The 24,984-nt window shown below is 67.6% G+C and carries 26 protein-coding genes; 16 read left to right on the top strand and 10 right to left on the bottom strand.

Annotated elements, in window-relative coordinates; genetic code table 11:
* Nucleotides 1–125 precede the first annotated feature (125 nt).
* The 8 genes from YS110_02480 to YS110_02445 all read left to right on the top strand — a co-directional run bounded on the left by YS110_02480 (nt 126) and on the right by YS110_02445 (nt 8,448).
* Nucleotides 126–1,673, top strand: a complete 1,548-nt coding sequence (locus tag YS110_02480; GenBank protein UJB63707.1) for a c-type cytochrome — start codon at nt 126–128, stop codon at nt 1,671–1,673.
* A 128-nt stretch (nt 1,674–1,801) separates the two neighbouring features.
* Complete coding sequence (locus YS110_02475) at nt 1,802–2,290, top strand: cytochrome c oxidase subunit 3 (protein UJB67321.1); 489 nt, start codon at nt 1,802–1,804, stop codon at nt 2,288–2,290.
* A 77-nt stretch (nt 2,291–2,367) separates the two neighbouring features.
* Nucleotides 2,368–2,637, top strand: coding sequence for a cytochrome C oxidase subunit IV family protein (locus YS110_02470; GenBank protein ID UJB63706.1), 270 nt, complete (start codon nt 2,368–2,370; stop codon nt 2,635–2,637).
* 109 nt (nt 2,638–2,746) lie between these two features.
* Entirely contained in the window at nt 2,747–3,181 is a 435-nt protein-coding gene (locus YS110_02465) for a cytochrome c (protein UJB63705.1), read from the top strand.
* A gap of 16 nt (nt 3,182–3,197) precedes the next feature.
* A complete protein-coding gene (locus YS110_02460) occupies nt 3,198–4,691 on the top strand; it encodes a cbb3-type cytochrome c oxidase subunit I (GenBank protein UJB63704.1) in 1,494 nt (497 codons plus the stop codon).
* 70 nt (nt 4,692–4,761) lie between these two features.
* Complete coding sequence (locus tag YS110_02455) at nt 4,762–5,574, top strand: CbbQ/NirQ/NorQ/GpvN family protein (GenBank protein ID UJB63703.1); 813 nt, start codon at nt 4,762–4,764, stop codon at nt 5,572–5,574.
* A gap of 75 nt (nt 5,575–5,649) precedes the next feature.
* Complete coding sequence (locus tag YS110_02450) at nt 5,650–7,497, top strand: VWA domain-containing protein (GenBank protein UJB63702.1); 1,848 nt, start codon at nt 5,650–5,652, stop codon at nt 7,495–7,497.
* 207 nt (nt 7,498–7,704) lie between these two features.
* Entirely contained in the window at nt 7,705–8,448 is a 744-nt protein-coding gene (locus YS110_02445) for a Crp/Fnr family transcriptional regulator (protein ID UJB63701.1), read from the top strand.
* A gap of 2 nt (nt 8,449–8,450) precedes the next feature.
* Here YS110_02445 and maf read toward each other — a convergent pair whose 3' ends face one another.
* From maf to YS110_02415, 6 genes are all read right to left on the bottom strand, one after another.
* On the bottom strand, nt 8,451–9,059 hold the full coding sequence (gene maf, locus YS110_02440) for a septum formation inhibitor Maf (protein ID UJB63700.1): 609 nt from the start codon (nt 9,057–9,059) through the stop codon (nt 8,451–8,453).
* A 52-nt stretch (nt 9,060–9,111) separates the two neighbouring features.
* Nucleotides 9,112–9,579, bottom strand: coding sequence for a 23S rRNA (pseudouridine(1915)-N(3))-methyltransferase RlmH (gene rlmH / locus YS110_02435; protein ID UJB63699.1), 468 nt, complete (start codon nt 9,577–9,579; stop codon nt 9,112–9,114).
* Nucleotides 9,580–9,596: 17 nt separating this feature from the next.
* Entirely contained in the window at nt 9,597–10,343 is a 747-nt protein-coding gene (rsfS, locus tag YS110_02430; protein UJB63698.1) for a ribosome silencing factor, read from the bottom strand.
* A 180-nt stretch (nt 10,344–10,523) separates the two neighbouring features.
* Entirely contained in the window at nt 10,524–11,468 is a 945-nt protein-coding gene (gene hemF / locus YS110_02425) for an oxygen-dependent coproporphyrinogen oxidase (GenBank protein UJB63697.1), read from the bottom strand.
* Nucleotides 11,468–12,748, bottom strand: a complete 1,281-nt coding sequence (purD, locus tag YS110_02420) for a phosphoribosylamine--glycine ligase (GenBank protein UJB63696.1) — start codon at nt 12,746–12,748, stop codon at nt 11,468–11,470. The genes hemF and purD overlap by 1 nt, the downstream gene beginning before the upstream one ends.
* Before the next feature lie 19 nt (nt 12,749–12,767).
* A complete protein-coding gene (locus YS110_02415; GenBank protein UJB63695.1) occupies nt 12,768–13,487 on the bottom strand; it encodes a YebC/PmpR family DNA-binding transcriptional regulator in 720 nt (239 codons plus the stop codon).
* A 242-nt stretch (nt 13,488–13,729) separates the two neighbouring features.
* Between YS110_02415 and YS110_02410 the strand changes: the two genes are divergently transcribed.
* From YS110_02410 to YS110_02400, 3 genes are all read left to right on the top strand, one after another.
* On the top strand, nt 13,730–15,247 hold the full coding sequence (locus YS110_02410) for a DUF853 family protein (GenBank protein ID UJB63694.1): 1,518 nt from the start codon (nt 13,730–13,732) through the stop codon (nt 15,245–15,247).
* A 69-nt stretch (nt 15,248–15,316) separates the two neighbouring features.
* A complete protein-coding gene (locus YS110_02405; GenBank protein UJB63693.1) occupies nt 15,317–16,066 on the top strand; it encodes a response regulator transcription factor in 750 nt (249 codons plus the stop codon).
* Nucleotides 16,063–17,349, top strand: coding sequence for a sensor histidine kinase (locus YS110_02400; protein ID UJB63692.1), 1,287 nt, complete (start codon nt 16,063–16,065; stop codon nt 17,347–17,349). Before YS110_02405 ends, YS110_02400 begins: the two co-directional genes overlap by 4 nt.
* 150 nt (nt 17,350–17,499) lie before the next feature.
* Here the strand turns inward: YS110_02400 and YS110_02395 are convergent, their stop codons facing one another.
* Nucleotides 17,500–18,876, bottom strand: a complete 1,377-nt coding sequence (locus tag YS110_02395) for a metallophosphoesterase (protein UJB63691.1) — start codon at nt 18,874–18,876, stop codon at nt 17,500–17,502.
* 274 nt (nt 18,877–19,150) lie between these two features.
* Between YS110_02395 and YS110_02390 the strand changes: the two genes are divergently transcribed.
* From YS110_02390 to YS110_02370, 5 genes are all read left to right on the top strand, one after another.
* Nucleotides 19,151–20,125 (top strand): threo-3-hydroxy-L-aspartate ammonia-lyase, encoded by a 975-nt coding sequence (locus YS110_02390; protein ID UJB63690.1) that lies wholly within the window; start codon nt 19,151–19,153, stop codon nt 20,123–20,125.
* Nucleotides 20,126–20,160: 35 nt separating this feature from the next.
* Nucleotides 20,161–20,790, top strand: coding sequence for a uracil phosphoribosyltransferase (gene upp / locus YS110_02385; GenBank protein ID UJB63689.1), 630 nt, complete (start codon nt 20,161–20,163; stop codon nt 20,788–20,790).
* Nucleotides 20,791–20,814: 24 nt separating this feature from the next.
* The gene (locus YS110_02380) at nt 20,815–22,551 is read left to right on the top strand and encodes a Na/Pi cotransporter family protein (GenBank protein UJB63688.1); all 1,737 of its coding nucleotides are present in this window, start codon (nt 20,815–20,817) and stop codon (nt 22,549–22,551) included.
* Between the two features lie 181 nt (nt 22,552–22,732).
* Nucleotides 22,733–22,987 (top strand): hypothetical protein, encoded by a 255-nt coding sequence (locus tag YS110_02375; GenBank protein UJB63687.1) that lies wholly within the window; start codon nt 22,733–22,735, stop codon nt 22,985–22,987.
* A 22-nt stretch (nt 22,988–23,009) separates the two neighbouring features.
* Nucleotides 23,010–23,420 (top strand): type II toxin-antitoxin system VapC family toxin, encoded by a 411-nt coding sequence (locus tag YS110_02370; protein UJB63686.1) that lies wholly within the window; start codon nt 23,010–23,012, stop codon nt 23,418–23,420.
* A gap of 52 nt (nt 23,421–23,472) precedes the next feature.
* Here YS110_02370 and YS110_02365 read toward each other — a convergent pair whose 3' ends face one another.
* Genes YS110_02365 through YS110_02355 form a run of 3 tightly spaced genes read right to left on the bottom strand, consistent with a single transcriptional unit; the run spans nt 23,473 to nt 24,952 of the window.
* A complete protein-coding gene (locus tag YS110_02365) occupies nt 23,473–23,805 on the bottom strand; it encodes a hypothetical protein (protein UJB63685.1) in 333 nt (110 codons plus the stop codon).
* A complete protein-coding gene (locus YS110_02360; GenBank protein UJB63684.1) occupies nt 23,802–24,635 on the bottom strand; it encodes a DUF3325 domain-containing protein in 834 nt (277 codons plus the stop codon). Before YS110_02360 ends, YS110_02365 begins: the two co-directional genes overlap by 4 nt.
* Nucleotides 24,632–24,952, bottom strand: a complete 321-nt coding sequence (locus YS110_02355; GenBank protein UJB63683.1) for an iron transporter — start codon at nt 24,950–24,952, stop codon at nt 24,632–24,634. Before YS110_02355 ends, YS110_02360 begins: the two co-directional genes overlap by 4 nt.
* Nucleotides 24,953–24,984: the final 32 nt, after the last annotated feature.

Genomic DNA, 24,984 nt, shown 5'->3' with positions numbered 1-24,984 from the left:
AGCGGCTGCGCCGCTTCCCCCTTCTCTCCGCTATCGCGGGGAAAGGGGACGCCGCCAGCGCGGCGGGGCGGCCCTTGCGCGGCGGCCGCTGGCCTCGGCTGCGCCAGTATCTGGCCGTCCTGGGCATGGCTTGGCTTGCAGCAGCGCACGCCCAGGCGCCCGAGGCCGCCAAGCCCGACGCCCCCGCCCTCTACCAGCAGCACTGCGCCGTGTGCCACGGCGCGCAGCGCACCGGACTGATGGGCCCGGCGCTGCTGCCCGAGAGCCTGGAGCGCACGCGCCCGGCCGCGCTGCAGCGCGTCATCGCGCAAGGCCGCCCGGCCACGCAGATGCCCGGCTTCGGCGGCCAGCTCTCGGAAGGCGAAATCGCCGCCCTGGCGGCCTGGGTGCGCACGCCCGTGGTGCCCGCGCCGCGCTGGGGCGAGGCCGACATCCGCGCCTCGCGCAGCTTCACGCCCCTGCCGGCCGACGAACCCGTCAAGCCCAAGTGGGACGCGGACCCGATGAACCTGTTCGTCGTCGTCGAAGGCGGCGACCACCACGTCTCGCTGCTCGACGGCGACCGCTTCGAGGTCATCACGCGCTTCGCCAGCCGCTATGCGCTGCACGGCGGCCCCAAGTTCACGCCCGACGGGCGCTACGTGTTCTTCGGCTCGCGCGACGGCTGGATCACCAAGTACGACCTGTGGCGCCTGGCCGTGGTGGCCGAGGTGCGCGCCGGCCTGAACATGCGCAACGTGGCCGTGAGCGGCGACGGGCGCTGGGTCATGGCCGCCAACTACCTGCCGCACACGCTGGCGCTGTTCGACGCCGACCTCAACCTGGTCAAGACCTACGACGCCGCCACGCTCGACGGCAAGGCCAGTTCGCGCGTCTCGGCCGTCTATGACGCCACGCCGCGCCACAGCTTCGTGGTGGCGCTCAAGGACATTCCCGAACTCTGGGAAATCTCCTACGACAAGAAGGCCGAACCCATCTACGACGGCCTGGTGCACGACTACAAGATGGGCGAATCCATCGCCAAGCCCGGCTACCTGGGCGTGCGCCGCACGCCCCTCTCCGAGCCGCTGGACGACTTCTTCTTCGACCAGAGCTACCGCCACGCGCTCGGCGCCACGCGCCCCAAGCAGGGCGAAGGCGCCGCCAGCGCCCAGGTGGTCAACCTCGACATCCGCCGCAAGGTGGCCGACCTGCCCATCGCCGGCATGCCGCACCTCGGCTCGGGCATCACCTTCGCGTGGAACGGCACCACCGTGCTGGCCAGCCCCAACCTGGGCGGCGGCGCGGTGGACGTGATCGACATGAAGACCTGGAAGACCGTGCGCACCCTCAAGACGCCCGGCCCCGGCTTCTTCATGCGCAGCCACGAGGACACGCCCTACGCCTGGACGGATTCGATGATGAGCCCCGCCGCCAAGGACACGCTCACCATCATCGACAAGCGCACGCTGGAGCCGGTGGCCCAGGTGCGCGAGCCGGGCAAGACGCTGGCGCACATCGAGTTCACGCGCGACGGGCGCTACGCGCTGGCCAGCGTGTGGGAGATGGACGGCGCCCTCATCGTCTTCGATGCCACCACCTTCAAGGAGGTCAAGCGCCTGCCCATGAAGAAGCCCGTAGGAAAATACAACGTGTGGAACAAGATCACGCGCAGCGAGGGCACCTCGCATTGACCGGCGCCGCCGCAGCAGCGGCGCTCCCCCTCCCCCCCGCACCCGATACGCCCCAGGCTCCGGCCCAGCGCCTGCCGGGCGACCTGGTGGTCTGGCTGCTGGTGCTGCTGGAGCTGCTCACCTTCGGCATGCTGTTCGTGGCCTTCGCCGGGGCGCGCCTGCGCGATCCCGCGCTGTTCGCCGCGGGCCAGGCCACGCTGGACCTGAACTCGGGCGCGCTCAACACCGTGCTGCTGGTCAGCGCCAGCGCCTGCGCGGCGCGCGCGCTGCACGCCGTGCGCGCCAGCGACAGCCGCGCGGGCGCGCGCTGGCTGCTGGCCGCGCTGGCCTTCGGCCTGGGGTTCCTGGGCGTGAAGAGCCTGGAGTACGTGCACAAGTGGCAGGAGGGGCTGGACGTCGCCGAGAACACCTTCGCCATGCTCTACGTCGGCCTGACGGGCTTTCACTTCCTGCACGCCGCCGTGGGCTGCCTGCTGTTCGCGCTGCTGTGGGCACCCACGCGGCGCGGCGCCTACGGCCCCGGCAACTGCCACGCGCTGGAGACCGTCACCGTGTTCTGGCACATGGTCGATCTGCTGTGGATGGTGCTGTTCCCGCTGGTCTATGTATTGCGCTGATTCGCTGCCGATCCACTAATTTGATAGCTGCCAGCGCTTGTCCCACAAGGGCTGGAGGCCAAAAACACTGAAAAACCATGACCGCACGCCGCATCAATGTCATCTGGGCCGTCCTGCTGCTGGCCACGGCGCTGACGTGGTGGCTGGGCGAGAGCGGCAGCGCCACGCGCGCCGAGCTGGCCAGCGCCGCCATCGTGCTCGGGCTGTCGGCGCTCAAGGGCGCGCTCATCGTGCTCGACTACATGGAACTGCGCCACGCACCGGCGCTGTGGCGCCGGCTGCTGCTCGGCTGGCTGGCGGCGGTGGTGCTGTTGCTGCTGGCCGCCTCGGCCTGGCACGCGCGCTGAAGAACACGCTTCAAGCCATCGGGGCGACACCTTAATCTTGAACAAGTTCAAGGATTTTTCCGCCGCAAAAGGGGAAGATGAAACTCCCATTTAAAAGGAGGGCTTACGAATGAGCCAGGTACACAGCGGGTTTACCAAGCAAATGGCCCGCAACATGTTCTACGGCGGCACGGTGTTTTTCGCACTGCTGTTCGCCGCACTCATCTTTGACAGCGAGCGGCGCATCCCCGAACGGTCGAATGACCATGCCATCACCCCTGCGGTGGTGGCGGGCAAGAAGGTCTGGGAGACGAACAACTGCATCGGCTGCCACACGCTGCTGGGCGAAGGCGCGTATTTCGCGCCCGAGCTGGGCAACGTGGTCAAGCGCCGCGGCCCCGACTTCATCAAGGCCTGGATGGCCTCCATGCCCTCCAACACCCCCGGCCGCCGCCAGATGCCGCAGTTCAACCTGACCGAGGAGCAGACCAACAACCTGATCGAATTCCTCAAGTGGACCGGCGAGATCAATACCGAAAACTGGCCACCCAACATCGAAGGCTGACCGAGGAGCACAAGCCATGACCACCCAGGTTCTCAAATACCAAAGCCAGTCGGTTTCCCGGCTGTACTTCATCGCAGCCATGGTGCTGTTCGCCGGGCAGATCATCTTCGGCATCACGCTGGGCCTCCAGTACGTGATCGGCGACCTGTTCTTCCCGTACATCCCGTTCAACATCGCGCGCATGGTGCACACCAACCTGCTCATCGTGTGGCTGCTGTTCGGCTTCATGGGGGCGGCGTACTACATGGTTCCCGAAGAGGCCGAAACCGAGCTGCACAGCCCGGCGCTGGCCATCGCGCTGTTCTGGATCTTCCTGGCCGCGGGCGCGCTCACCATCCTGGGCTACCTGCTGGTGCCCTACGCCAAGCTGGCCGAGCTGACGGGCAACAACCTGCTGCAGACCATGGGGCGCGAGTTCCTGGAGCAGCCGCTGCCCACCAAGGTCGGCATCGTCGTCGTCGCGCTGGGCTTCCTCTACAACATCAGCATGACCGTGCTCAAGGGCCGCAAGACCAGCATCACCCTGGTGCTGCTCATGGGCCTGTGGGGCCTGGCGCTGATGTTCCTGTTCAGCTTCGTCAACCCCGAGAACCTGGTGCGCGACAAGATGTACTGGTGGTTCGTGGTGCACCTGTGGGTGGAAGGCGTGTGGGAGCTGATCCTGGCCGCGCTGCTGGCCTATGTGCTGGTCAAGACCACCGGCGTGGACCGCGAGGTGATCGACAAGTGGATGTACATCATCATCGCCTTCGCGCTGATGAGCGGCCTGCTGGGCACGGGGCACCACTTCTTCTTCATCGGCATGCCCGGCTACTGGCTGTGGATCGGCAGCATCTTCTCGGCACTGGAGCCCCTGCCCTTCTTCCTGCTGACCATGTTCGCCTTCAACATGGTGCAGAAGCGCCGCCGCAACCACCCCAACCAGGCCGCCGTGCTGTGGGCCGTGGGCACCTCGGTCATGGGCTTCCTGGGCGCGGGCCTGTGGGGCTTCATCCACACCCTGGCACCGGTCAACTACTACACCCACGGCTCGCAGGTCACCGCCGCGCACGGCCACCTGGCCTTCTTCGGCGCCTACGTGATGGTCGTCATCACCATCATCAGCTACGCCATGCCCACGCTGCGCGGCCGCCTGGCCAACAGCCAGCGCTCGCAGGCCCTGGAAATGTGGAGCTTCTGGATCATGTGCATCGGCATGGCCGTGATGGTGCTGGCCCTGACGGCCGCGGGCACCGTGCAGGTCTGGCTGCAGCGCCTGCCCGAGACCAACGCCCTGGCCTTCATGGCCACGCAGGACGAACTGCGCATCTTCTACTGGGTGCGTGTCGGCGGCGGCGTGCTGTTCCTGATCGGCCAGTTCGTGTACTTCGCCAGCTTCTTTGCCGGCGGCAACCACGTGCTGCCCGGCGAGAAGCACCACAAGCACGGCCATGACGGCGACCACGCCAGCGGTGCCGCCGTGAACCCGCTGCAGGCCAAGCCGGCCCAGCGCGTGCACCCGCGCGTCTGACCTGGCGATTGACCCAAGCGGCTTGCCCGGCCCTCCGGGGCCGGGCAAGTTCCCCCCAACCACCGAGACCATGCCCATGGACCACAGCGAACAAAAGCACCTGGAACAGGTGCCCTACTACGCCGAGCAAGGCGGCGAGGCCGCGCTCTTCGCGCATGCGTTCGCGCAGCGCCTGCCGGTGCTCATCAAGGGGCCCACGGGCTGCGGCAAGACCCGCTTCGTCGAGCACATGGCGGCGCGCCTGGGCCGCCCGCTCATCACCGTGAGCTGCCACGACGACCTCTCGGCGGCCGACCTCGTGGGCCGCCACCTCATCTCCGAACGCGGCACCGTGTGGGCCGACGGACCGCTGACCCGCGCCGTGCGCACGGGCGCCATCTGCTACCTCGACGAAGTGGTCGAGGCGCGCAAGGACACCACCGTCGTGCTGCACCCGCTAGCCGACGACCGCCGCGTGCTGCCCATCGAGCGCACGGGCGAACACATCGCCGCCGCCCCGGGCTTCATGCTCGTGGTGAGCTACAACCCCGGCTACCAGAACGTGCTCAAGAGCCTCAAGCCAAGCACGCGCCAGCGCTTCATTGCGCTCAACTTCGACTACCCCGCGCCCGAGGTGGAGCAGGCCATCGTCACGCGCGAATCGGGCGTGGACGCCGCCGTGGCCCAGCGCCTGGTGGCGCTGGCCCAGGCGCTGCGCCGCCTGACCGCGCAGGACCTGGAGGAAACCGTCAGCACGCGCCTGCTGGTCATGGCCGCACGCCTGGTGGCCAGCGGCATCGCGCTGCCCACCGCCTGCCAGGCCGCCGTGGTCGATGCGCTGACCGACGACGCCGACACCGCCGCCGCGCTGGCCGAGGTGGTGGCCGCCGTGATAGGCAGTTAGGCATCTTTTTGGCCTCCAGCCCTTGCGGGGCAAGCGCTGGCAGCTATTGTTTTTGAAACCTCGCAGGAGAGCGGCATGGAAGAATGGGTCGGCCGCCAGTGGCACCGCTTCATCACGCGCGCGGCCGATGGCCGCGCCTCGCAGGCCCCGGTGCGGCTGGAGGAGATGCAGCGCACCATCGGCCTCATGTTCCGTGCCGGCGGCGGCGGCCAGGGCGTGCGCATCGCCCCGGCGGGCACCAGCCGCGTGGGCGGCGGCGGCGCGCGCTCGCTGCTGCAGCGCATCGCCGGCGGCGGCACCCACGCCGTGCTGGGCCAGTGGCAGGCCGACGTGCTGGCCCTGCCGCCCGAGATTGGCGTGTTCGACGAAGCCCCGCACAACCGCGACCTGTACCTGTGGCTGGCCGCGCTGGCCGCGCACCTCGACCCGGCCCGGGGCTGGCTCGCCGGCCACGTCACGGCCACCGAGGCGGCGCTGGCCGCCTTCCCCGGCCTGCGCCCGCGCTACGAGCGGCTGCGCGCCCGGCAGCTGGCGCAGCGCCCGGACCCGGCGCGCCTGCGTGGCCGCGCCGCCATCGCCGAGCGCGCCGTGCAGCAGGCCCTGCACGGCCACGCCCCCGGCCTGGACATGGACCTGGACATCCGCCACGGCGACGTGGCCCCGCTGTGGCTGTGGCTGACCCTGCCCGCCGCCGACGCCGCCCGCGCCGCGCCCACGCAGAAGAAGCAGGGCCAGGGCGCCGAGGAGGCCGCCGTCCAGCCCCCGGCCGTGAGCGACCCGCGCCGCCGCGCCGCGCAGTCGGTGGCCGACGAGCGCAACAACGCGCCGCTGATGATGATGTTCCGCGCCGAGTCCATCCTGTCGTGGACCGAGTTCACGCGCGTCAACCGCGCCGACGACGACGATGACGACGGCACCGCGCTCAGCGCCGCCAACGACATGGACGAACTCGCCATCGCCCCCGATGGGCACGCCATGGCCTCGCGCGTGAAGTTCGACCTCGATCTGCCCAGCGCCGCGCACGACGACCTGCCCCTCGGCCCCGGCGCACGCTACCCCGAGTGGGACTACAAGCGCGCGCTGCTGCACCCCGACCACTGTGCCGTGCAGTGCTACGTGGCGCGCGACGCTGCCCGCTACACCGCGCCGCCGCCGCTGCGCGCCGTGGCGCGGCGCATGCGCCGCCGGCTCGAAGCCCTGCGCGCCGCCCCGGCCCGCCTGCGCGGGCGCACCGAGGGCGACGACATCGACATCGACGCCTGGGTGCGCCACCAGGTCGAGGCCGGCCACGGCCCGGCCAGCGAGGCGCCGCCCGTCTACATCCAGCGCGTGCGCGCGGAGCGCAGCCTGGCCACGCTGCTGCTGGCCGACCTGTCGCTGTCCACCGACGCCTACGCCACGCAGGACGCGCGCGTCATCGACGTGATCCGCGACGCGCTGCACGTCTTCGGCGAGGCGCTGTCGGCCAGCGGCGACGCCTTCGAGATCCTGGGCTTCTCCTCGGTGCGGCGCCAGCACGTGCGCATCCAGCACCTCAAGGGCTTCAACGAGCGCTGGGACGCGGGCGCCATCGCGCGCGTCAACGCCATCAAGCCCGGCTACTACACGCGCATGGGCGCGGCGCTGCGCCACGCCACGGCCCGGCTGCTGGAGCGCAGCGAGCGCCAGCGCCTGCTGCTCATCCTCACCGACGGCAAGCCCAACGACCTCGACGTGTACGAGGGCCGCTACGGCCTGGAGGACACGCGCCACGCCGTGCACGCGGCGCGCGCGGCAGGCCTCACGCCGTTCTGCGTGACCATCGACGCCCAGGCGCACGACTACCTGCCGCACCTGTTCGGCTCGCAGGGCTATGCGCTGGTGCACCGCCCGCAGGACCTGGTGCGGCGCCTGGCCGCCGCTTACGCGGGACTGACGCGCTGACGCAACACAGCGGCGGCGCCCCTTTTTCCCTGCCCCACCGCCCCGCCCGCCGTGCGCCGCCTTGCAGGTGCGCGGCAGACAGGCGTTTTCCCGTATTCACAGTGTCATGGAACTGCGGCAGAACAGGCGCAGAATTGCCGCAGATCATGAAAATTCATTCAGAATTCCTCTTTAATTGCAGGCAATACAAAAAAACATCCCCACACCATGGACACCCAGCAATTCGACATCCCCCGCTACCTGGCCGCCCTGCCGCTGTTCCAGGAAATGACCCCGTCCGAGCTGCAGCGGCTGGCCACGGGCTGCCGCCTGCGGCGCTACGGGCGCGGCGACTGCATCTTCCGCGTGGGCATGCCCTGCGAGGAGTTCCACGTCACCGTCACCGGCCAGATCAAGCTGTTCGCCATCTCGCCCGCCGGGCAGGAGAAGGTGATCGAGCTGGCCGGGCCCGGCGTGAGCTTCGCCGAGGCGCTGATGTTCACCGACAAGCCCTACATCATCAACGCCCAGGCCCTGGCCGACGCACTGGTGCTGAGCGTGGGCAAGGCCGCCGTGGTGCGCGAGATCGAGGACGACCCGCGCTTCGCCATGCACATGCTGGCCGGCATCTCGCGCCGCCTGCACGGGCTGGTGCATGACGTGCAGGCCTACTCGCTGCACAGCGGCATGCAGCGCGTCATCGGCTACCTGCTGCACTCGCTGCCCGAGGACGGCCCCGCCAGCAGCACCGCCGGTGCCAGCGCGGGCAGCGCCACGGGCTGCAAGGACGCCGTGGCGCTGAACGTCTCGCTGCCCGTGAGCAAGGCCACCATTGCCTCGCGCCTGTCGATCACGCCGGAATACTTCTCGCGCGTGCTGCACGAGCTGGAGGAAGCCGGCCTGATCCGCATCGACAAGCGCGACATCCACATCCCCAACGCCGCGCGGCTGGCCAGCCACACGCTGCAATAACGTCAGTCCAGCACCCCGGCGGCGCGCAGCAGCCCGGCCGTTTCGTACAAGGGCAGCCCCATGATGCCGGTGTAGCTGCCGTCGAGGTTCTCCACGTACTGCGCCACCGGCCCCTGGATGCCATAGGCCCCGGCCTTGCCCAGGGGCTCGCCGCTGGCAACGTAGGCGGCGATCTGCGCCGGCGTCATCGCGCCGAAGCGCACGCGCGAGACCGACAGCGCCGCCAGGCGCCGCCCATCCGCCGCCTGCAGGGCCACGGCGGTGAGCACCTGGTGCGCGCGCCCCGCCAGTTCGGCCAGCATGCGCGCGGCATCCTGCGCATCCTCGGGCTTGCCGTAGATGCGCGGGCCCAGCGCCACCGTGGTGTCGGAACACAGGATGGGCGCCGGTGCCAGCCGCCGCCCCGCGTGGCGCGCCACGGCGGCGTCGAGCTTGAGCGCGGTGACGCGCTGCACATAAGCGGCGGGATCTTCGCCGGGCAGCACGGCCTCGATGGCCTCGGCGTCCTCTTCGGGGCCGGGCAGCAGCAGCTCGTAGCGCACACCCAGTTGCTCCAGCAGCTGGCGGCGGCGCGGACTCTGCGAGGCGAGGTAGATAAATTTATCAGTCAAATCGCCCTCCAAAGCGCTCTCAGCCTGCGCAAGCAGCTATGAAAACAATAGTCTATTCGCGGTGGTACGGGTGCCCCGCATTCACCGACCAGGCGCGGTAGAGCTGCTCGATCAGCAGCACGCGCACCATGGCGTGCGGCAGCGTCAGGTCGGACAGGCGGATGCGCTCGTGCGCGGCCTGGCGGAACGCCGGGTCGAGCCCGTCCGGCCCGCCAATGACCAGCGCCACGTCGTCGCCGCCGAGCTGCCAGCCCTTGAGGCGCTCGGCCAGCGCCTTCGTGGTCAGGCTGGTGCCGCGTTCGTCCAGCGCCACGACACGGGTGCCGCGCGGAATGGCGGCCTCGATGCGCTCGCGCTCGGCCGCGTACAGGGTCTCCAGCGTCTTGGAGCCGCGCGGCTCGGTCTTGACGGCCTTGAGCTCCACCTTGAGTTCCGGCGGAAAGCGCTTGGCATAGTCGTCATAGGCCGTCTGCGCCCAGTCGGGCACGCGCTGGCCCACGGCCACGATGAGCAGCTTCATCGCTCAGCCCCAGGCGCTCAGCCCTTCGGCGCGGGCTTCCTGGCGGCCGCTTTCCTGGCCGGGGCCTTCTTGGCGGCGGGCTTCTTGGCGGTGGCTGCGGCCTTCGGCGCCGCCTTCTTGGCCACGGGCTTGTTCACCACCACGGTCTTCACCGGCGCCTTCTTGGCGGCGGCCTTGGCCGCAGGCTTGGCCACGGGTTTCTTCGCGGCGGCGGCAGTGGCCTTGGGGGCTTGCTTGGCCGGGGCCTTCTTGGCGGCGGCCTTCTTCGGCGCCGCTTGCGCCGCCTTCCTGGCCGGGGCCTTTTTCACGGCAGCGGACTTCTTGGCGGCGGGCTTCTTGGCCGGCGCTTCGTCCTCCGACGCCGTCACCTTGCGCGGCTTGGCGGCGCCGAGCTTGAGGCGCACGGGCTTGTCGCCCCAGATTTCCTCCAGGCGGTAGTACTGGCGGATGGCCGGCTGCATGATGTGCGCCACGGCCTGGCCGCAGTCCACGATGATCCATTCGCCGTTTTCCTCGCCCTCGGAGCGCGGCTTGGAGAAACCGGCCTCGCGCACGGCGTCGCGCACGCTGGCGGCCAGGGCCTTGGTCTGGCGGTTGGAGCTGCCGGTGGCCACGATCACGCGCTCGAACAGCGGCGAAAGATGCTCGGTGTTGAAGACCTGGATGTCTTGGGCCTTCACGTCCTCCAGTCCATCGACGATGGCGCGCTGGAGCTTGGCGACGTCCTTCTTGGCTGCGGTTTCCGTTTTGGTGGAGGTGGTCATCGGGTATAGGGTGGTCAAAAGTGGAGGCAATATAGCGCGCATTGCGCCGGGGCTGGGCCCCGCATGTTCCCGCATGCTGAGCGGGTGCAACGGTGGCGAAGGCTGTTTTTCAAGGGTGTTTCGAGGCTCCATCGCTTGCCTGGCAAGCGCTAGCAGCTATCGAAAAGAGAGTGCGCAGCGTCAAATCCAGTTGCGCCGCACCAGGAAGCGCCGCGTCAGCTCGGCCTCGTGCGAGCCCGGCGGGTCCTCGCGCCGGTACTGCCACGACACCAGCGGCGGCATGGACAGCAGGATGGACTCGGTGCGCCCGCCCGACTGCAGGCCGAAATGCGTGCCCCGGTCCCAGACCAGGTTGAACTCGACGTAGCGGCCGCGCCGGTAGAGCTGGAAGCCGCGCTCGCGCTCGCCGAACGGCAGCGCCATGCGGCGCTCGACGATGGGCAGGTAGGCCTGCAGGAAGGCGTCGCCCACGGCCTGCGTCATCGCCAGGCTGCGCTCGAAGCCCAGGGCCGAGAAGTCGTCGAAGAAGATGCCGCCCACGCCGCGCTGCTCGTCGCGGTGCTTGAGGTAGAAGTATTCATCGCACCAGCGCTTGAAGCGCAGGTACAGGCCCTCGCCGAAGGGCTTGAGCGTGTCGTGGCAGATGCGGTGAAAATGCACCGCGTCTTCCTCGAAGCCGTAGTACGGCGTCAGGTCCATGCCGCCGCCGAACCAGCACACCGGCCCCTGCCCCGGCTGGCCAGCCGCGATCATGCGCACGTTCATGTGCACCGTGGGCACGTAGGGGTTGAGCGGGTGGAACACCAGCGAGACGCCCATGGCCTCGAACGGCGCCCCGGCCAGCTCCGGCCGGTGCTGGGTGGCCGAGGGCGGCAGCTGCGCGCCGCGCACGTGCGAGAAGCCGACCCCGGCGCGCTCGAACACGCGCCCGCCTTCGAGGATCTGCGTCACGCCGTCGCCCTGCAGGGGCTCCTCGGGGCTCTTGTGCCAGGGATCGACCAGGAAGCGTGCGCCGCGCGGCCCTTCGATGGCCTCCACCGCGCCGGTGATGCGCGACTGCAGGTCGAGCAGGTAGCCGCGCACGCGCTCGGCCGTGCTGGGCGGATTGAATGCAGACAGCGCCATCAGTTCTTTACCGCCCGGTGGCCGATGTCGCGGCGGTACTGCGCGCCGTCGAAGTGGATGCCGCGCGCCACGTCGTAGGCGCGCTGCTGCGCCTGGCGCACGTTGTCGCCCAGCGCCGTCACGCACAGCACGCGGCCGCCGCTGGTACGCAGCACGCCGTCCTGCAACTGCGTGCCGGCGTGGAACACCATGGCGTCGTCGGCCTCGGGCGGCAGGCCGGTGATGGCGTCGCCCTTGCGCGGGTCCTCGGGGTAGCCGTGCGCGGCCATCACCACGCCGAGCGCGGTGCGGCGGTCCCACTGCAGCTCGACCTGGTCGAGCTTGCCGTCGGTGGCAGCCAGCATCACGTCCATCAGGTCGCTCTTGAGGCGCATCATGATGGGCTGCGTCTCGGGGTCGCCCATGCGGCAGTTGAATTCGAGCGTCTTGGGGTGGCCCTTGGCGTCGATCATCAGGCCCGCGTAGAGGAAGCCGGTGTAGGGAACGCCGTCCTTTTCCATGCCGCGGATGGTGGGCAGGATGATTTCGCGCATGGCGCGGGCGTGCACGTCAGCCGTGACCACCGGGGCGGGCGAATACGCGCCCATGCCGCCGGTGTTCGGGCCTTCGTCGCCGTCCTTGAGGCGCTTGTGGTCCTGGCTGGTGGCCAGCGCGGCCACGTTCTTGCCGTCGCACAGCACGATGAAGCTGGCTTCTTCACCTTCCAGAAATGCCTCGATGACCACGCGCGCGCCGCCTTCGTTGTGCGCCACGCCGTACTTGTTGTCCACCAGCATGAAGTCCACTGCGTCGTGCGCTTCCTGGAGCGTCATCGCCACCACCACGCCCTTGCCCGCCGCCAGGCCATCGGCCTTGACGACGATGGGCGCGCCCAGGCGGTCCACGAAGGCGTGGGCCGCGGCCGGGTCGGTGAAGGTGTCGTAGTCCGCCGTGGGAATGCCGTGGCGGCGCATGAACGCCTTGGAGAAGGCCTTGGAGCTTTCGAGCTGCGCGGCGACCTTGGTCGGGCCGAAGACGCGCAGGCCATGGGCGCGGAATTCATCCACCACGCCGGCGGCCAGCGGCGCCTCGGGGCCGACCACCGTGAGGCCGACCTTCTGCTCCTGCGCCCATTCGCGCAGCTGCACCACGCCGGTGATGGGCAGGTTCTCGAACTTGGGGTGGTGCGCCGTGCCGCCGTTGCCGGGCGCGAGATAGACCTTGGTGGCCCGGGGCGACTGGGCCAGTTTCCAGGCCAGCGCGTGTTCGCGGCCACCGCCGCCTATGACGAGTACTTTCATGGGGTCCTTGCTGGTTCTTCTAGAAGACGGCGTTGTGGTAGACGTCCTGCACGTCGTCCAGTTCTTCGATCATGTCGAGCAGCTTCTGCATGCGCGCGGCGTCGTCGCCGGCGAGTTCGATGGTGTTCTCGGCGCGCATGGTCACCTCGGCCACCTCGGGCTTCAGGCCCGCGGCCTCCAGCGCGTCGCGCACGGCCTCGAAGTCGCCCGGCGCGGTGAGCACTTCGATGGCGCCGTCCTCATCGGCGATCACGTCCTCGGCGCCGGCCTCCAGCGCCACTTCCATCACCTTGTCCTCGCTCGTGCCGGGAGCGAAGATGAGCTGGCCGCAATGCTTGAACTGGAACGCCACCGAGCCCTCGGTGCCCATGTTGCCGCCGTACTTGCTGAAGGCGTGGCGCACCTCGGCCACGGTGCGCACGCGGTTGTCGGTCATGGTGTCGACGATGATGGCCGCGCCGCCGATGCCGTAGCCCTCATAGCGGATTTCCTCGTACACCACGCCTTCGAGGTTGCCCGTGGCCTTGTCCACGTTGCGCTTGATGTTGTCGGCCGGCATGTTGGCCGCCTTGGCCTTGTCGATGGCCAGGCGCAGGCGCGGGTTGGCCGTCGGGTCGCCCCCGCCCTGGCGGGCGGCGACCATGATTTCACGGATGATGCGGGTCCAGACCTTGCCGCGCTTTTCGTCCTGGCGGCCTTTGCGATGCTGGATATTGGCCCATTTGCTGTGTCCTGCCACGAAGCGTCCTTTGTATTGAATTACTCTATGGCGACGCTGAACAAGTCCCTGCGATGGCGCGCGCCCTGGTTTGGGATGGGATGCTAGGCGCAAACCGCAGCCATAGCCGTAGCTATGGCGAGGATTTGCAACGCAGCAGACCGCCCAAATCCAGGGATGCGCAACACGCGGGGACTTGTTCGGCGTTGCCTATTGCCCCCGATTTTACTTTTGCCCGCCAAAGCCCCCCGAGGAAACCCGAAATGGCCGACCCGATCCTGATTGCCCAGCACGCTGCCACCACCTGCCACCTGCTCCCGGGCCTGGCCAATCGCCACGGCCTCATCACCGGCGCCACGGGCACGGGCAAGACCGTGACGCTGCAAACCCTGGCGGAGCGCTTCTCGCGCATCGGCGTGCCGGTGTTCATGGCCGACGTGAAGGGCGACCTCACCGGCATCAGCCAGCCGGGCAGCGTAGCACCCAAGCTCGCCGCCACGCTGCAGGAGCGCGGCCTGCCGCTGCCCGCGCCCACGGCCTGCCCGACGCAGCTGTGGGACGTGTTCGGCGAGCAGGGCCACCCGGTGCGCGCCACCATCTCCGACATGGGGCCACTGCTGCTCGGGCGCATGCTGAACCTCAACGATACGCAGATGGGCGTGCTGAACCTAGTGTTCAAGATCGCCGATGATAATGGTTTGCTGTTGCTCGACCTGAAGGATCTGCGCACCATGCTCGCCTACGTGGGCGACAACGCCAAGGAGTTCACCACGGCCTACGGCAACATCAGCGCCGCCAGCGTGGGCGCCATCCAGCGCGGCCTGCTGCAGATCGAACAGCAGGGCGGCGACAAGTTCTTCGGCGAGCCCATGCTCGACCTGAACGACTTCATGCAGACCGTGGACGGCCAGGGCATGGTCAACATCCTCGCGGCCGACAAGCTGATGAACGCGCCGCGCCTGTACGCCACCTTCCTGCTGTGGATGCTGTCGGACCTGTTCGAGCGCCTGCCCGAGATCGGCGACCCTGAAAAACCCAAGCTGGTGTTCTTCTTCGACGAAGCCCACCTGCTGTTCAACGAGGCGCCGAAGGTGCTGGTCGAGCGCATCGAACTCGTGGTGCGCCTGATCCGCTCCAAGGGCGTAGGCGTGTACTTCGTCACGCAGAACCCGCTGGACATTCCCGACACCGTGCTGGCCCAGCTCGGCAACCGCGTGCAGCACGCGCTGCGCGCCTTCACCCCGCGCGACCAGAAGGCCGTGAAGGCCACCGCCACCACCATGCGCCAGAACCCCGGCCTGGACATCGAGGCCGCCATCACCGAGCTGGCCGTGGGCGAGGCGCTGGTGAGCTGCCTGGACGAGAAAGGCCGCCCCGGCGTGACCGAGCGCGTCTACGTGCTGGCGCCGGGCAGCCAGATCGGCCCGATCACGCCGCAGCAGCGCCAGGCGCTGGTCGCGGGCTCGCTGGTGGCGGGCGTGTACGAGAAGATGGTGGACCGCGAATCGGCCTACGAAAAGCTGCAGGCGCGCACCGGCGCACCCGCCCCGGGGACGCCTGCGGCGGCCAGCGGCACACCCGCGCAGGGCGCGGACGGCGGCCTGCTGGGCGGGCTGGGCGACGTGCTCTTCGGCACCACCGGCCCGCGCGGCGCCAAGCACGACGGCCTGGTGCAGACCATGGCCAAAACGGCGGCGCGCACCGTGGGCTCCAGCCTGGGCAAGGAAATCCTGCGCGGCGTCATGGGCAGCCTGTTCGGGGGCGGCGGCAAGCGCCGCTGAGCGCATGCGCCCCGCCCGGGGCGCATGCGCTCAGCGACAAGATCCGGTTGTCCTGCTGAAGAACGATTCATGGTGCGCATTGCAATCTGCGACGATGTGCCGCATGAACTGCGGAGCCTCGTCGCACTCGCCGAGCAGTACGTATCCATCCATGGCATCGATGCCGAAGTGACCGGGTTCAGCCACCCGGATGCGCTATTGACGGCCATGGAAGCAGAGCGCTTTCATGTCTACGTGCTGGACATCGTCATGCCGATGGTCAACGGGCTGGAACTAGGCAGGGAAATCCGCCGTCTCGACCGCGAAGCGCAGATCATCTACGCCACCACCGAGCCGCAATTCGCCTTGCAGGCCTATGCGGCCCATCCCCTGTCTTATCTCGTCAAGCCGGTCAGCAGGCCGCAGTTGTTCGATGCCTTTGCGCTGGCCCTCGCCAAGGCCGACACCGCCGAGGAGCCATGCTTTGCCGTCAAAACCATCGACAGCCTGCGCGTACTCAGCCTGTCGCACATCGTTTGCTGTGAATACAGCAACCATGCCGTGATCTTCAGCCTCACGCATGGCGAGAGGCTGTACAGCCGCACCTTCAGGGAAAACTTCTCGGACTACTGTGCGCCCATCTTGCGGGAAAGGCATTTTCTGCAGTGCCACGCCGCATTCGTGATCAACATGCGCCGGGTTGAACGCTTTGCCAAGGACAGTTTCACACTTTGCGGCGGAAAAACCGTTCCCATTGCGCCCAAACGGTACGCCGCCGTGCGGGATGCCTATATGGACTACCTGATGGCAAGAATGGGCGACCGGGGAAAAACCGGATGATCGCGCATCTCCCCGATCTGCTGAGGGCCGTGGTCACGGATGTGATGCTGATCCTCCTGCTCTGCACCATGGCCACGCCAAGGTACAAGAGCAAGGCGGTCTACGCGATGGCCATCGCGCTCGTATTGATCGCGAACCTCAGCGCAAATTACTACTTCTACCGCACCCAGAACTACACGGCTGTATTTCATGTCGATCTGGCGATGCTGCTGGTGATCGGGATTGCCCTGAAACCCCTGTTCAAGGACAGCATCATGCAATGGTGCTTCAGCTATGTCACCATCATCAACATCGATGCAGCGGTGGTGTTCCTGAGCTATTTCTTCCGGAATCTGTTCCCCGATCCGCTCTACGGCAACTCCATTGCACGCCTCGTCCTTCTCTCGGTATTGATCGTGGTATTTAAGAAATGGGTCTCCGTGCCATATCGCAAGGTGCTGGATTACTGGCATATCCACCTGCTGCCCATCGTTGCGTTGCTGGTCTGCCTGTTGGGGTACTTCTTCGGCGGCGACATCCGCGACACGCTGACCAGAAACCAGTTGTCCTTGTTTCTTCTCATTTCCCTGGGATTCGCGGTATATACCTCCATCATCTATTCGCTCAATATCATAACCAAGCAGAATGCAATGCGCGAAGAGAATCAGCTCATGCGCGCAGAAAGAGAATATCTCCAGCTGGCGACGAACGGCATGACCGAAAGGCTCAAGCTGATGGAAGACGTGTCGGAGCAGAACACCCGCACGGAACATGATCGCCGCCATTTCCACAACGTGCTGCTGGGGCTTCTGGAACGCGGCCAAACCACAGAGGCCACGGCATTGCTGCAGGCCCACAACCAGGCGGCACCGGAGATCAGCAAGGTCTATTGCGCGAACCCGGCCATCAATGCCGCCGTCTGCCACTACGCCGGCATTGCGGAACAGGCGGGAATACGCACGGAAATTTCCCTGGACATCCCCAGCCACCCTGGCGTCGATCCGTTCGGTCTTTCCATGGTGGTTTCAAACCTCATGGAAAATGCCATCCATTCCTGCCAGGGCCTGCCAGAAGACCGGCCCCGCTATATCCGGCTCATCTGCCGCCATGCAGGGCGGCTGTTATTGGAAGTGGAAAACCCCTGCGCCGCAGATGCCACCCTGGATGAAAACGGCCATCCGCTCGTTCGCAGCGAGGGGCATGGCATCGGCAGCAAGAGCGTAGCCGCCTTCGCCAGGAAATACGATGGCGAACTGCTGTATGCAATCAACAATGGCGTCTTCCGCGTACGCCTCCTGGTGTAGCAGCGCAGGGATGGGGCGAGTTCCCTGGCGCTTTCCGCTTTCATACGGATTTGCCTTCAACCGTCTAACGTCGTTGGTTCGCCTTGCCGTGCTATAGCACTGTCTGCGGCTTCCCGCCTAGTTATACGGTTGAATGCAAACCCGTATCAATCAGGCACTGACGCTGGCCGTGATGTCCGCAATCTCCCCCTCCTTGATGAAGCGATAAACCGCCGCCGCATCCTTCCCGCTGGTTCCCGTCGTGACGACCACGAAAGTACGGGTATCCGGATGGCTGGTATTGTGGTCTATCCACGTTCCAGAATTCAAATAGCACTTGCCGCCATCCACATAACGACACATCGGCACATGCGTGTGCCCGAAAATGACCACTTCCACCTTCTTCTCATCCGGATTTTCCAGATAATTCGCCTTGGCCCAGGAGAAGAATGACTCGGGCTCAAGGGCGCCAGCAACCGACAACGCGAACGGGGCTTCGGGAACCTTGACTTTGTTGAGCACCTGGCGGGCCTGCCATGAGAGCTGGATATTCCTGAACAGCCTGGGAGCGGAGATATATTTCCTGCCCGTCTGCTCGTCCGTCAGCATGGCAGGAAAGAAATCCTTGTAGGTGTAATCATCGCTGAATCCGGAGATGCGCATCTTGAATATCTTGTCCGTCGCGAAGTGGTCCTCCCCGCTCTCGTAGGGCGTCATCTGGTTGGAGATGCTGCTCAGAATATTGTGGTACTTATAAGCACCAGCCTGGTCTGCGTAAGCAGCATCCGTCAAGCCTGCATAATCGCTGGCGCTGATGACGGGCAGGTTCTGGGCTACCGTGGGTTTGCCCTCGAGCACCCAGGTGGCGGCGTACCGGGCATAGAAATAGCCAGCAGGCAAAATGGTCTTGTCCTGGTTTCCGCATAATTCCTCGTTGGTCACCGTATCGGGCGCGGAAAACACATCGTAGCGATGGCCATGCTCGATGACGATCTCGTTCCGGTCGCCGGTATAGTAGGTGCCAAGCCCTTGGGGCTCATCGCCGCTGGCCTGAACCAGTTGGGGAATGGCTTCCTGCAAAACGCTGGCCTTGAGTGTCAGGTCATGGTTGCCAGGGACGTAGACCAGTTTGATTCCGCTGGCGATCACCTTGTTCAGCTCGTCGATGACGCCTTGATTGTTCGCAATGACGCCCCGGTAAAACTGATCCTGGTCCGTATACAGCGGGTAGTAGTAGACAGGCAAGAACCATTCATCCAGGAAATCACCGGCAATCACCAGTTCACGCACATCCCTGGTATTTTGCAGGCATTGCAGAAACTTGATGAGCAGCGGCCGGTTCTCCAGTGTTTCCGTGTAGCGGTCTTCGATGCCGAGATGGATATCGCTGATGACGACGATCTTGTTCCTGACCTTGTCGGCATTCCATAAAGGCGCAGCATCTGAATACGGATCGCTGCCTCCCCCACATCCCGAAACACCCAAGGCTGCGAGCGCACCCGTGCCCGCGCCAAAACTCTTGACAAAACCTCTCCGGGAAAATTGCATTTTTTACTCCATTGAACCCATGGCGGTTCGTGAATGTGGGATTCACAGCGTATACGGGAAAGAATAAAAAACACCCTGCCGCACTCAGGGGCGCCGTTTTTGCACTTATCTGACACGAAGCGTTACAACCGGCACCGCCCCCCCCGGCTGCAATGCTCTCCAATTGATAGCTGGTAGCGCTTGATGGACAAGCGCTAGGTGCCTTTTTTGTTCCGATTCCCGGTAAGATGCAGGCCCACCGCCGCACCGCACTCGCGCATCCGAGGACGCCGCCATGAACCCCATCGCCCTGCCCCCTCCCACCGCCGCCGACGTGGCCGCCGCGGCGCACCGCCTGCAGAACGTGGCGCACCGCACGCCGGTGCTGCGCTCGGGCATGGCCGACGAGCTGCTGGGCGCCCAGGTGTTCTTCAAGTGCGAGAACCTGCAGCGCACCGGCTCGTTCAAGTTCCGCGGCGCGTACAACGCACTCGCCCAGCTCGACGCCGCGCAGCGCGAGCGCGGCGTGCTCACCTTCTCGGCCGGCAACCACGCCCAGGCCATCGCGCTGGCGGCGCGGCTGCTGGACATTCCGGCGCTCATCGTCATGCCCGAGGACGCGGCCGCGTCCAAGATGGCGGCCACGCGCCACTATGGCGCCCAGGTCGTCACCTACAACCGCTTCACCGAGGACCGCGAGGCCATCAGCCGCCGCATCGCGCAGGAGCGCGGCATGGCGCTGGTGCCGCCGTCCGAGCACCCGCACGTCATCGCCGGCCAGGGCACGGCGGCGCTGGAGCTGCTGCAGGAGGTGCCGCGCCTGCACTACCTGTTCGTGGCCGTGGGCGGCGGCGGCCTGCTGGCCGGCAGCCTGCTGGCAGCGCAGTCGCCGGGCAGCGCCTGCGAGGTGTACGGCGTGGAGCCCGAAACCGCCAACGACGCGCAGCAGTCGCTGCGCAGCGGGCAGATCGTCACCATCGCCCAGCCGCGCACCATCGCCGACGGCGCGCTGACCACGGCCCTGAGCCCGCTGGCGTTCGAGGTCATCCGGCGCCATGCCGACGGCATCGTCACCGCCAGCGACGTGCAGCTGGTGCACGCGCTGCGCTTCTTCGCCGAGCGCATGAAGATCGTGGTCGAGCCCACGGGCGCGCTGGCCTTCGCGGGCGCGCACCACGGCGGGGTGGACCTGCGCGGCAAGCGCATGGGCATCGTCATCAGCGGCGGCAACGTCGATCTGGCGCGCTATGCGCGCTTTCTGGCAGACTAAGCGCCCTTCTTTTTCTCTGCTCCCAAGAACAACCCATGAGCAACGTCCACGTCATAGACCACCCCCTGGTACAGCACAAACTGACCCTGATGCGCAAGAAGGACGCCAGCACCAACAGCTTCCGCCGCCTGCTCGGCGAGCTGTCCACCCTGATGGCCTACGAAGTCACGCGCGACATGCCGCTGCAGGACGTGACCATCGAGACCCCGCTGGAGACCATGACCGCGAAGATGATCGACGGCAAGAAGCTGGTGCTCGTGTCCATCCTGCGCGCGGGCAACGGCTTCCTTGACGGCATGCTCAACGTGGTGCCCGGCGCGCGCATCGGCCACATCGGCCTGTACCGCGACCCGGCCACGCTGCAGCCGGTCGAGTACTACTTCAAGATGCCCTCGGAAATGGCCGAGCGCGACATCATCGTCGTCGATCCGATGCTGGCCACCGGCAACTCGGCCGCCGCCGCCGTGCAGCGGCTCAAGCAGCTGCAGCCGCGCTCCATCAAGTTCGTCTGCCTGCTGGCCGCCCCCGAGGGCGTGGCCACGCTGCAGAAGGCGCACCCCGACGTGCCCATCTACACCGCCGCCATCGACCGCGAGCTCAACGACCACGGCTACATCCTGCCGGGCCTGGGCGACGCGGGCGACCGCATCTTCGGCACCAAGTAAGGCCGCGCCGGCGCCGCTCCCCCGTTGGGCACCACCGCCACGCCCCTGCTCGCCGCCGGCACGCTGCTCGGCGGCATCGGCCTGTTCCTGCTCGGCATGACCATGCTGACCAACGGCCTCAAGCTCGCCGCCGGGCGCGCGCTGGAGCGCATCCTCGCCGCCTGGACGCGCACGCCGCTGCACGGCCTGGTGACCGGGGTGGCGCTCACGGCGCTGGTGCAGTCGTCCACCGCCATGACGGTGGCCGCCATCGGCTTCGTCAACGCCGGGCTGCTCAGCTTCAGCTCGGCGCTGTGGGTGGTGTTCGGCTCCAACCTCGGCTCCTCCGTCACCGGCTGGCTCGTGGCCTGGCTGGGCTTTTCCGTCAAGGCCGACGCCTTCGCCCTGCCCTTCATCGGGCTCGGCATGGGGCTGTACATCACCGGCAACGGCACGCGCCGCGGCGCGCTGGGGCAGGCCATCGCAGGCTTCGGCGTGCTGTTCCTGGGCATCGAGCTGCTGCGCCAGGGCTTCACCGGCCTGGGGCCTCAGGCCCTGCCGCCGCTGGCCAGCGACCTGCAGGGCCTGGTGCTGGCGGTGCTGATCGGCCTGGGCATGACGGTGGTGCTGCAGGCCTCGTCTGCCACGCTGGCCGTGGTGCTCACCGCCGTGGCCGGGGGCTCGCTGGCCGTGGAGGTGGGCGCGGGCATGGTGATCGGCGCCAACGTGGGCACCACGCTCACCGGCATCCTGGCCGCCATCCAGGCCACGGCCAACGCGCGGCGCCTGGCCGCCGCGCACGTGCTGTTCAACGTCGTCACCGCCGTGGTGGCGCTGGCGCTGCTGGGGCCGCTGCTGGCGCTCATCGACGCCGTGGGCCAGTGGCTCACGGGCCGCAGCGACGCGGTGACGCAGCTCGTTATCTTCCACACCGCCTTCAACTTGCTGGGCGTGCTGCTGATGTGGCCGCTGGCCAAGCCGCTGGCGCGCTTTCTGCTCGCGCGCTTCCGCTCGGCCGAAGAGGACGAGGCGCGCGCCCGCTTCCTGGACCGCAACGTCACCGCCGTGCCCGCGCTGGCGCTGCAGGCCCTGCGCCGCGAGATGACGCGCGTCGGCCACCTGGCCATGCAGCTCGCCGCCGACGCTACGCGGCTCGCCCCGCCGTGGCCCGCGCCCACGCCCCAGGCGGGCGCGCAGCTGGCACGCCAGTTGCAAACGCTGGAGCAGCTGCAGCAGCAGCTCGGCGCCTTCGTCAGCGACGTGAGCCGCCAGGCCCTGTCGCGCGACGTGGCCGAGCAGATGACCGAGCTGCTGCGCGTGGCCGGCTACTACGACACCCTGGCGCGCGTCATGGCCCAGGCCGGCCAGCAGGCCCTGCGCACGCCGCGCGCGCAGGCTGCGGGGGCCAGCCCGCTGGACGCCCTGGCCCCGGCCTGCGCCGCGGCCCTGGCCTTCTTCGAGGCGGCCGACCCGCAAGCCGCCGTGCCCGAGAGCAGCCCGGGCGCCCACGATGCCCTGGCCGCCGTGGATGCCGCCCACGCCATCTTCGACGCCGCCTACGAGGACGCCAAGGCGGCCCTGCTGCGCGCCGGCGCCCTGGGGCAGCTGGAGGTGGCCACCGTGCACGAGTGGGCCGGCCTGCTCGGCGATGTGCGCCGCGCCGTGGAACAAGGCCACAAGGCCGCCACGCGCCTGGCCATGCTGCCGCCGTTGATACCGCTGCCGAACGGCAACGCCGAGAAGGCCGGCGCGCCGCCCATGGGGCAGGCGGGCGGCGCTTAAGCGCCTGCCGTGCGGCAGCATCGGCCAGAGGCCAGTGGCGTGTGTGCTTCGTACGAGCACCAAAAACCTGGCAGACGTTGAGGTCGTTGATTTTCTGGGCAGGAATGCGCTTTCATCGCCCATCTTTCGCCAAAAAAGCGTTTTTCTGGTACACCTTCCAATACCCGATTTGGAGCCACCCGTGACCACCCTGACCATCCAACTTCCCGGCGACCTCGCCGCTCGCGCCCAGCAGGCAGGGCTGCTGGAAAGCAGCGCCTTGGCACGCCTGCTGACCGAAAAGCTCGCTCCCATGGCCCAGGCAAGCCAGGCCGCTGCCAGCGGCAAGCCGGAACTCGACCAACTGCTCGACATGATCCTGGCCGAGCCGTTGGAAGAAGCATTCCTTCCGCCACGCAGCAGCGAGGCACGTGCCGACCCCTTCAGCGATACCTGAGCTTGCCCACGAGCCCCCGCCGATGTACCTGCTGGACACCAACATCGTCAGTTATTTCCTCAAAGGGCATGACATGGGCTTGCACCAGCGCATGGCACAGGCTTTGCGCGGTAGCCAAGCCTCCATCTCTGTACTCAGTTACGCGGAGATTCGTTACGGACAAGCCCTGATGGCCGGTGACGACAGGCGGCACCCGCGCATCAACCTGTTCCTCAAGCAGATACCAGCACTCCCCTGGACAGTAGCCGCCGCCGAGCAATTCGGCCGCATCAAGGCCCGCAATCGCCAGCAGGGCCGTTTGCGCGGCGACATGGACACCTTGATCGCCGCCCATGCCATCGCAGAGAACCTCGTGCTGGTCACGCACAACACCCGCCATTTCACGGATATTCCCGGCCTACGGCTGGAAGACTGGGTAAGCAGCCTTCCATAACGGCCCCCTGAACGCCCAGGAAATGCTACGCGCCAACCGCGCCGTTATCGCATCATTCACGGCCGGAGCCGCCCCCCGCCACATCCCGCCACCCCGCCTCGGCCATGGCCCCGCGCGCATCCCACACCAGCACATGGAATGCCGCCTGCGGCGGCGCGAAGCGCAGGCGCCCCTGCCGGTCGGTCACGCCCGCCAGCAGGGGCTTGTCCCGCGCATCCGTCACCTCGTAGCGCGCGCCGGGCATGGCCACGCCATTCGACCAGCGTGCCACACAGGCCACCTCGGCGGCCTCGGCCCGGCAGAGCAGCAGCGGAGTCATCGGCTCGTGCGCCAGCGCAGGCGTGCAGGCGAGCAGCGCCGCCGGCCACAGGGCGTTTTTCCTCATCGCCGTCCCTCCACGAAATCCGCCGTCGCGGGCGACAGGCGGCGCATGCCGATTTCCGCGTGGTGCAACTGCCCGTCCTTGCCCTGCACCGTGAGCCAGAAGGCATCCTGCGCGGTGGCCGAGGGCGGAATGGCGATCATCGCCTCGCGGTCGGCGTGGTGCCCCTCAAACGCCATACCCGCCGTGCGCGGCGAGCGCGGCGGCTGCACGCGCAGCCAGGCGCGGGCCACGGCCAATTCGTCGCCTTGCAACTGCAGCACGAAGTGCTTGACCGCCGCGCCGCTGGCCAGCACCTCGGGCGCGGCCTGCACCTCCTCGGCCAGCCGGTAGGTCCACGGGCCGACCGGCCCCTGCACCGCATCGGCGCGCCGCAGCGGATGCACCGGCGCCTGCCACAGCGCCCAGGCGAAGGCCAGGGGCGACAGCGCCAGCAACACCCACAGGAAATACAAGCCCAATCGGCCTCCAGCGCTTGTGCAGCAAGCGCTGGCAGCTATCGTTTCACGAGCATTGCGCACCCTGCGCCCGGCAGGTTCGTCCCGCCAGGGCCCGTAGGCGATGCCGAACACCAGCGCCACCGCCGCCACGCTCAACCAGCCCAGCCACAGCACCGTGCCGAAATGCCCGAACCAGCCCCCCACGCACACGGCCAGCGCCAACGCCAGCAGCGGCCAGCCCAGGCAGCGCAGCAGGCGCCTGTGCGCGAGAGGCACGGGCCGGCGCAGCAGCAACTCCCCCTCGCGCTCGCTCGCCAGCGCCAGCAGGGCCAGGCCGCCCAGGCTCAAAAGCAGCACCGCCAGGTGCCAGCCCCAGGACAGGTCAGGCATCATGCCGCGCCCCCTTGCAGCAGCACCCAGCACGCCAGCGCAGCCAGCGCCGTCCACAGCAGCAGCCAGCCCCAGGCGCGTGCCGCGCTGCGCGTATGGAACACCCACAGAACCACCGGCACATAGGCCAGAAAGCTGACATAGGTGGTCACCAGCACCGCCTGCCCGCGCGGCATGGGCCAGCACCACGACAGCGGCAGCGCCAGCAGCACGGCCAGGGCGGACATCAGCGCGTAGCCGCCGATGGCAGCGGCCAGCACGCGCGAGGCCACGCCCAGGCGGTAGCGAATCAGATCGCCCCAACGCAGGCGTTTCAGCATGGCTTGACCTCCTGTTGCATGCCACCTACTAT

Source organism: Acidovorax sp. YS12 (assembly GCA_021496925.1).
Classification (GTDB): Bacteria; Pseudomonadota; Gammaproteobacteria; order Burkholderiales; family Burkholderiaceae_C; genus Paenacidovorax.
Note: the sequence above shows the minus strand (reverse complement) of the source record. Positions and strands in the feature narration are given on the sequence as shown.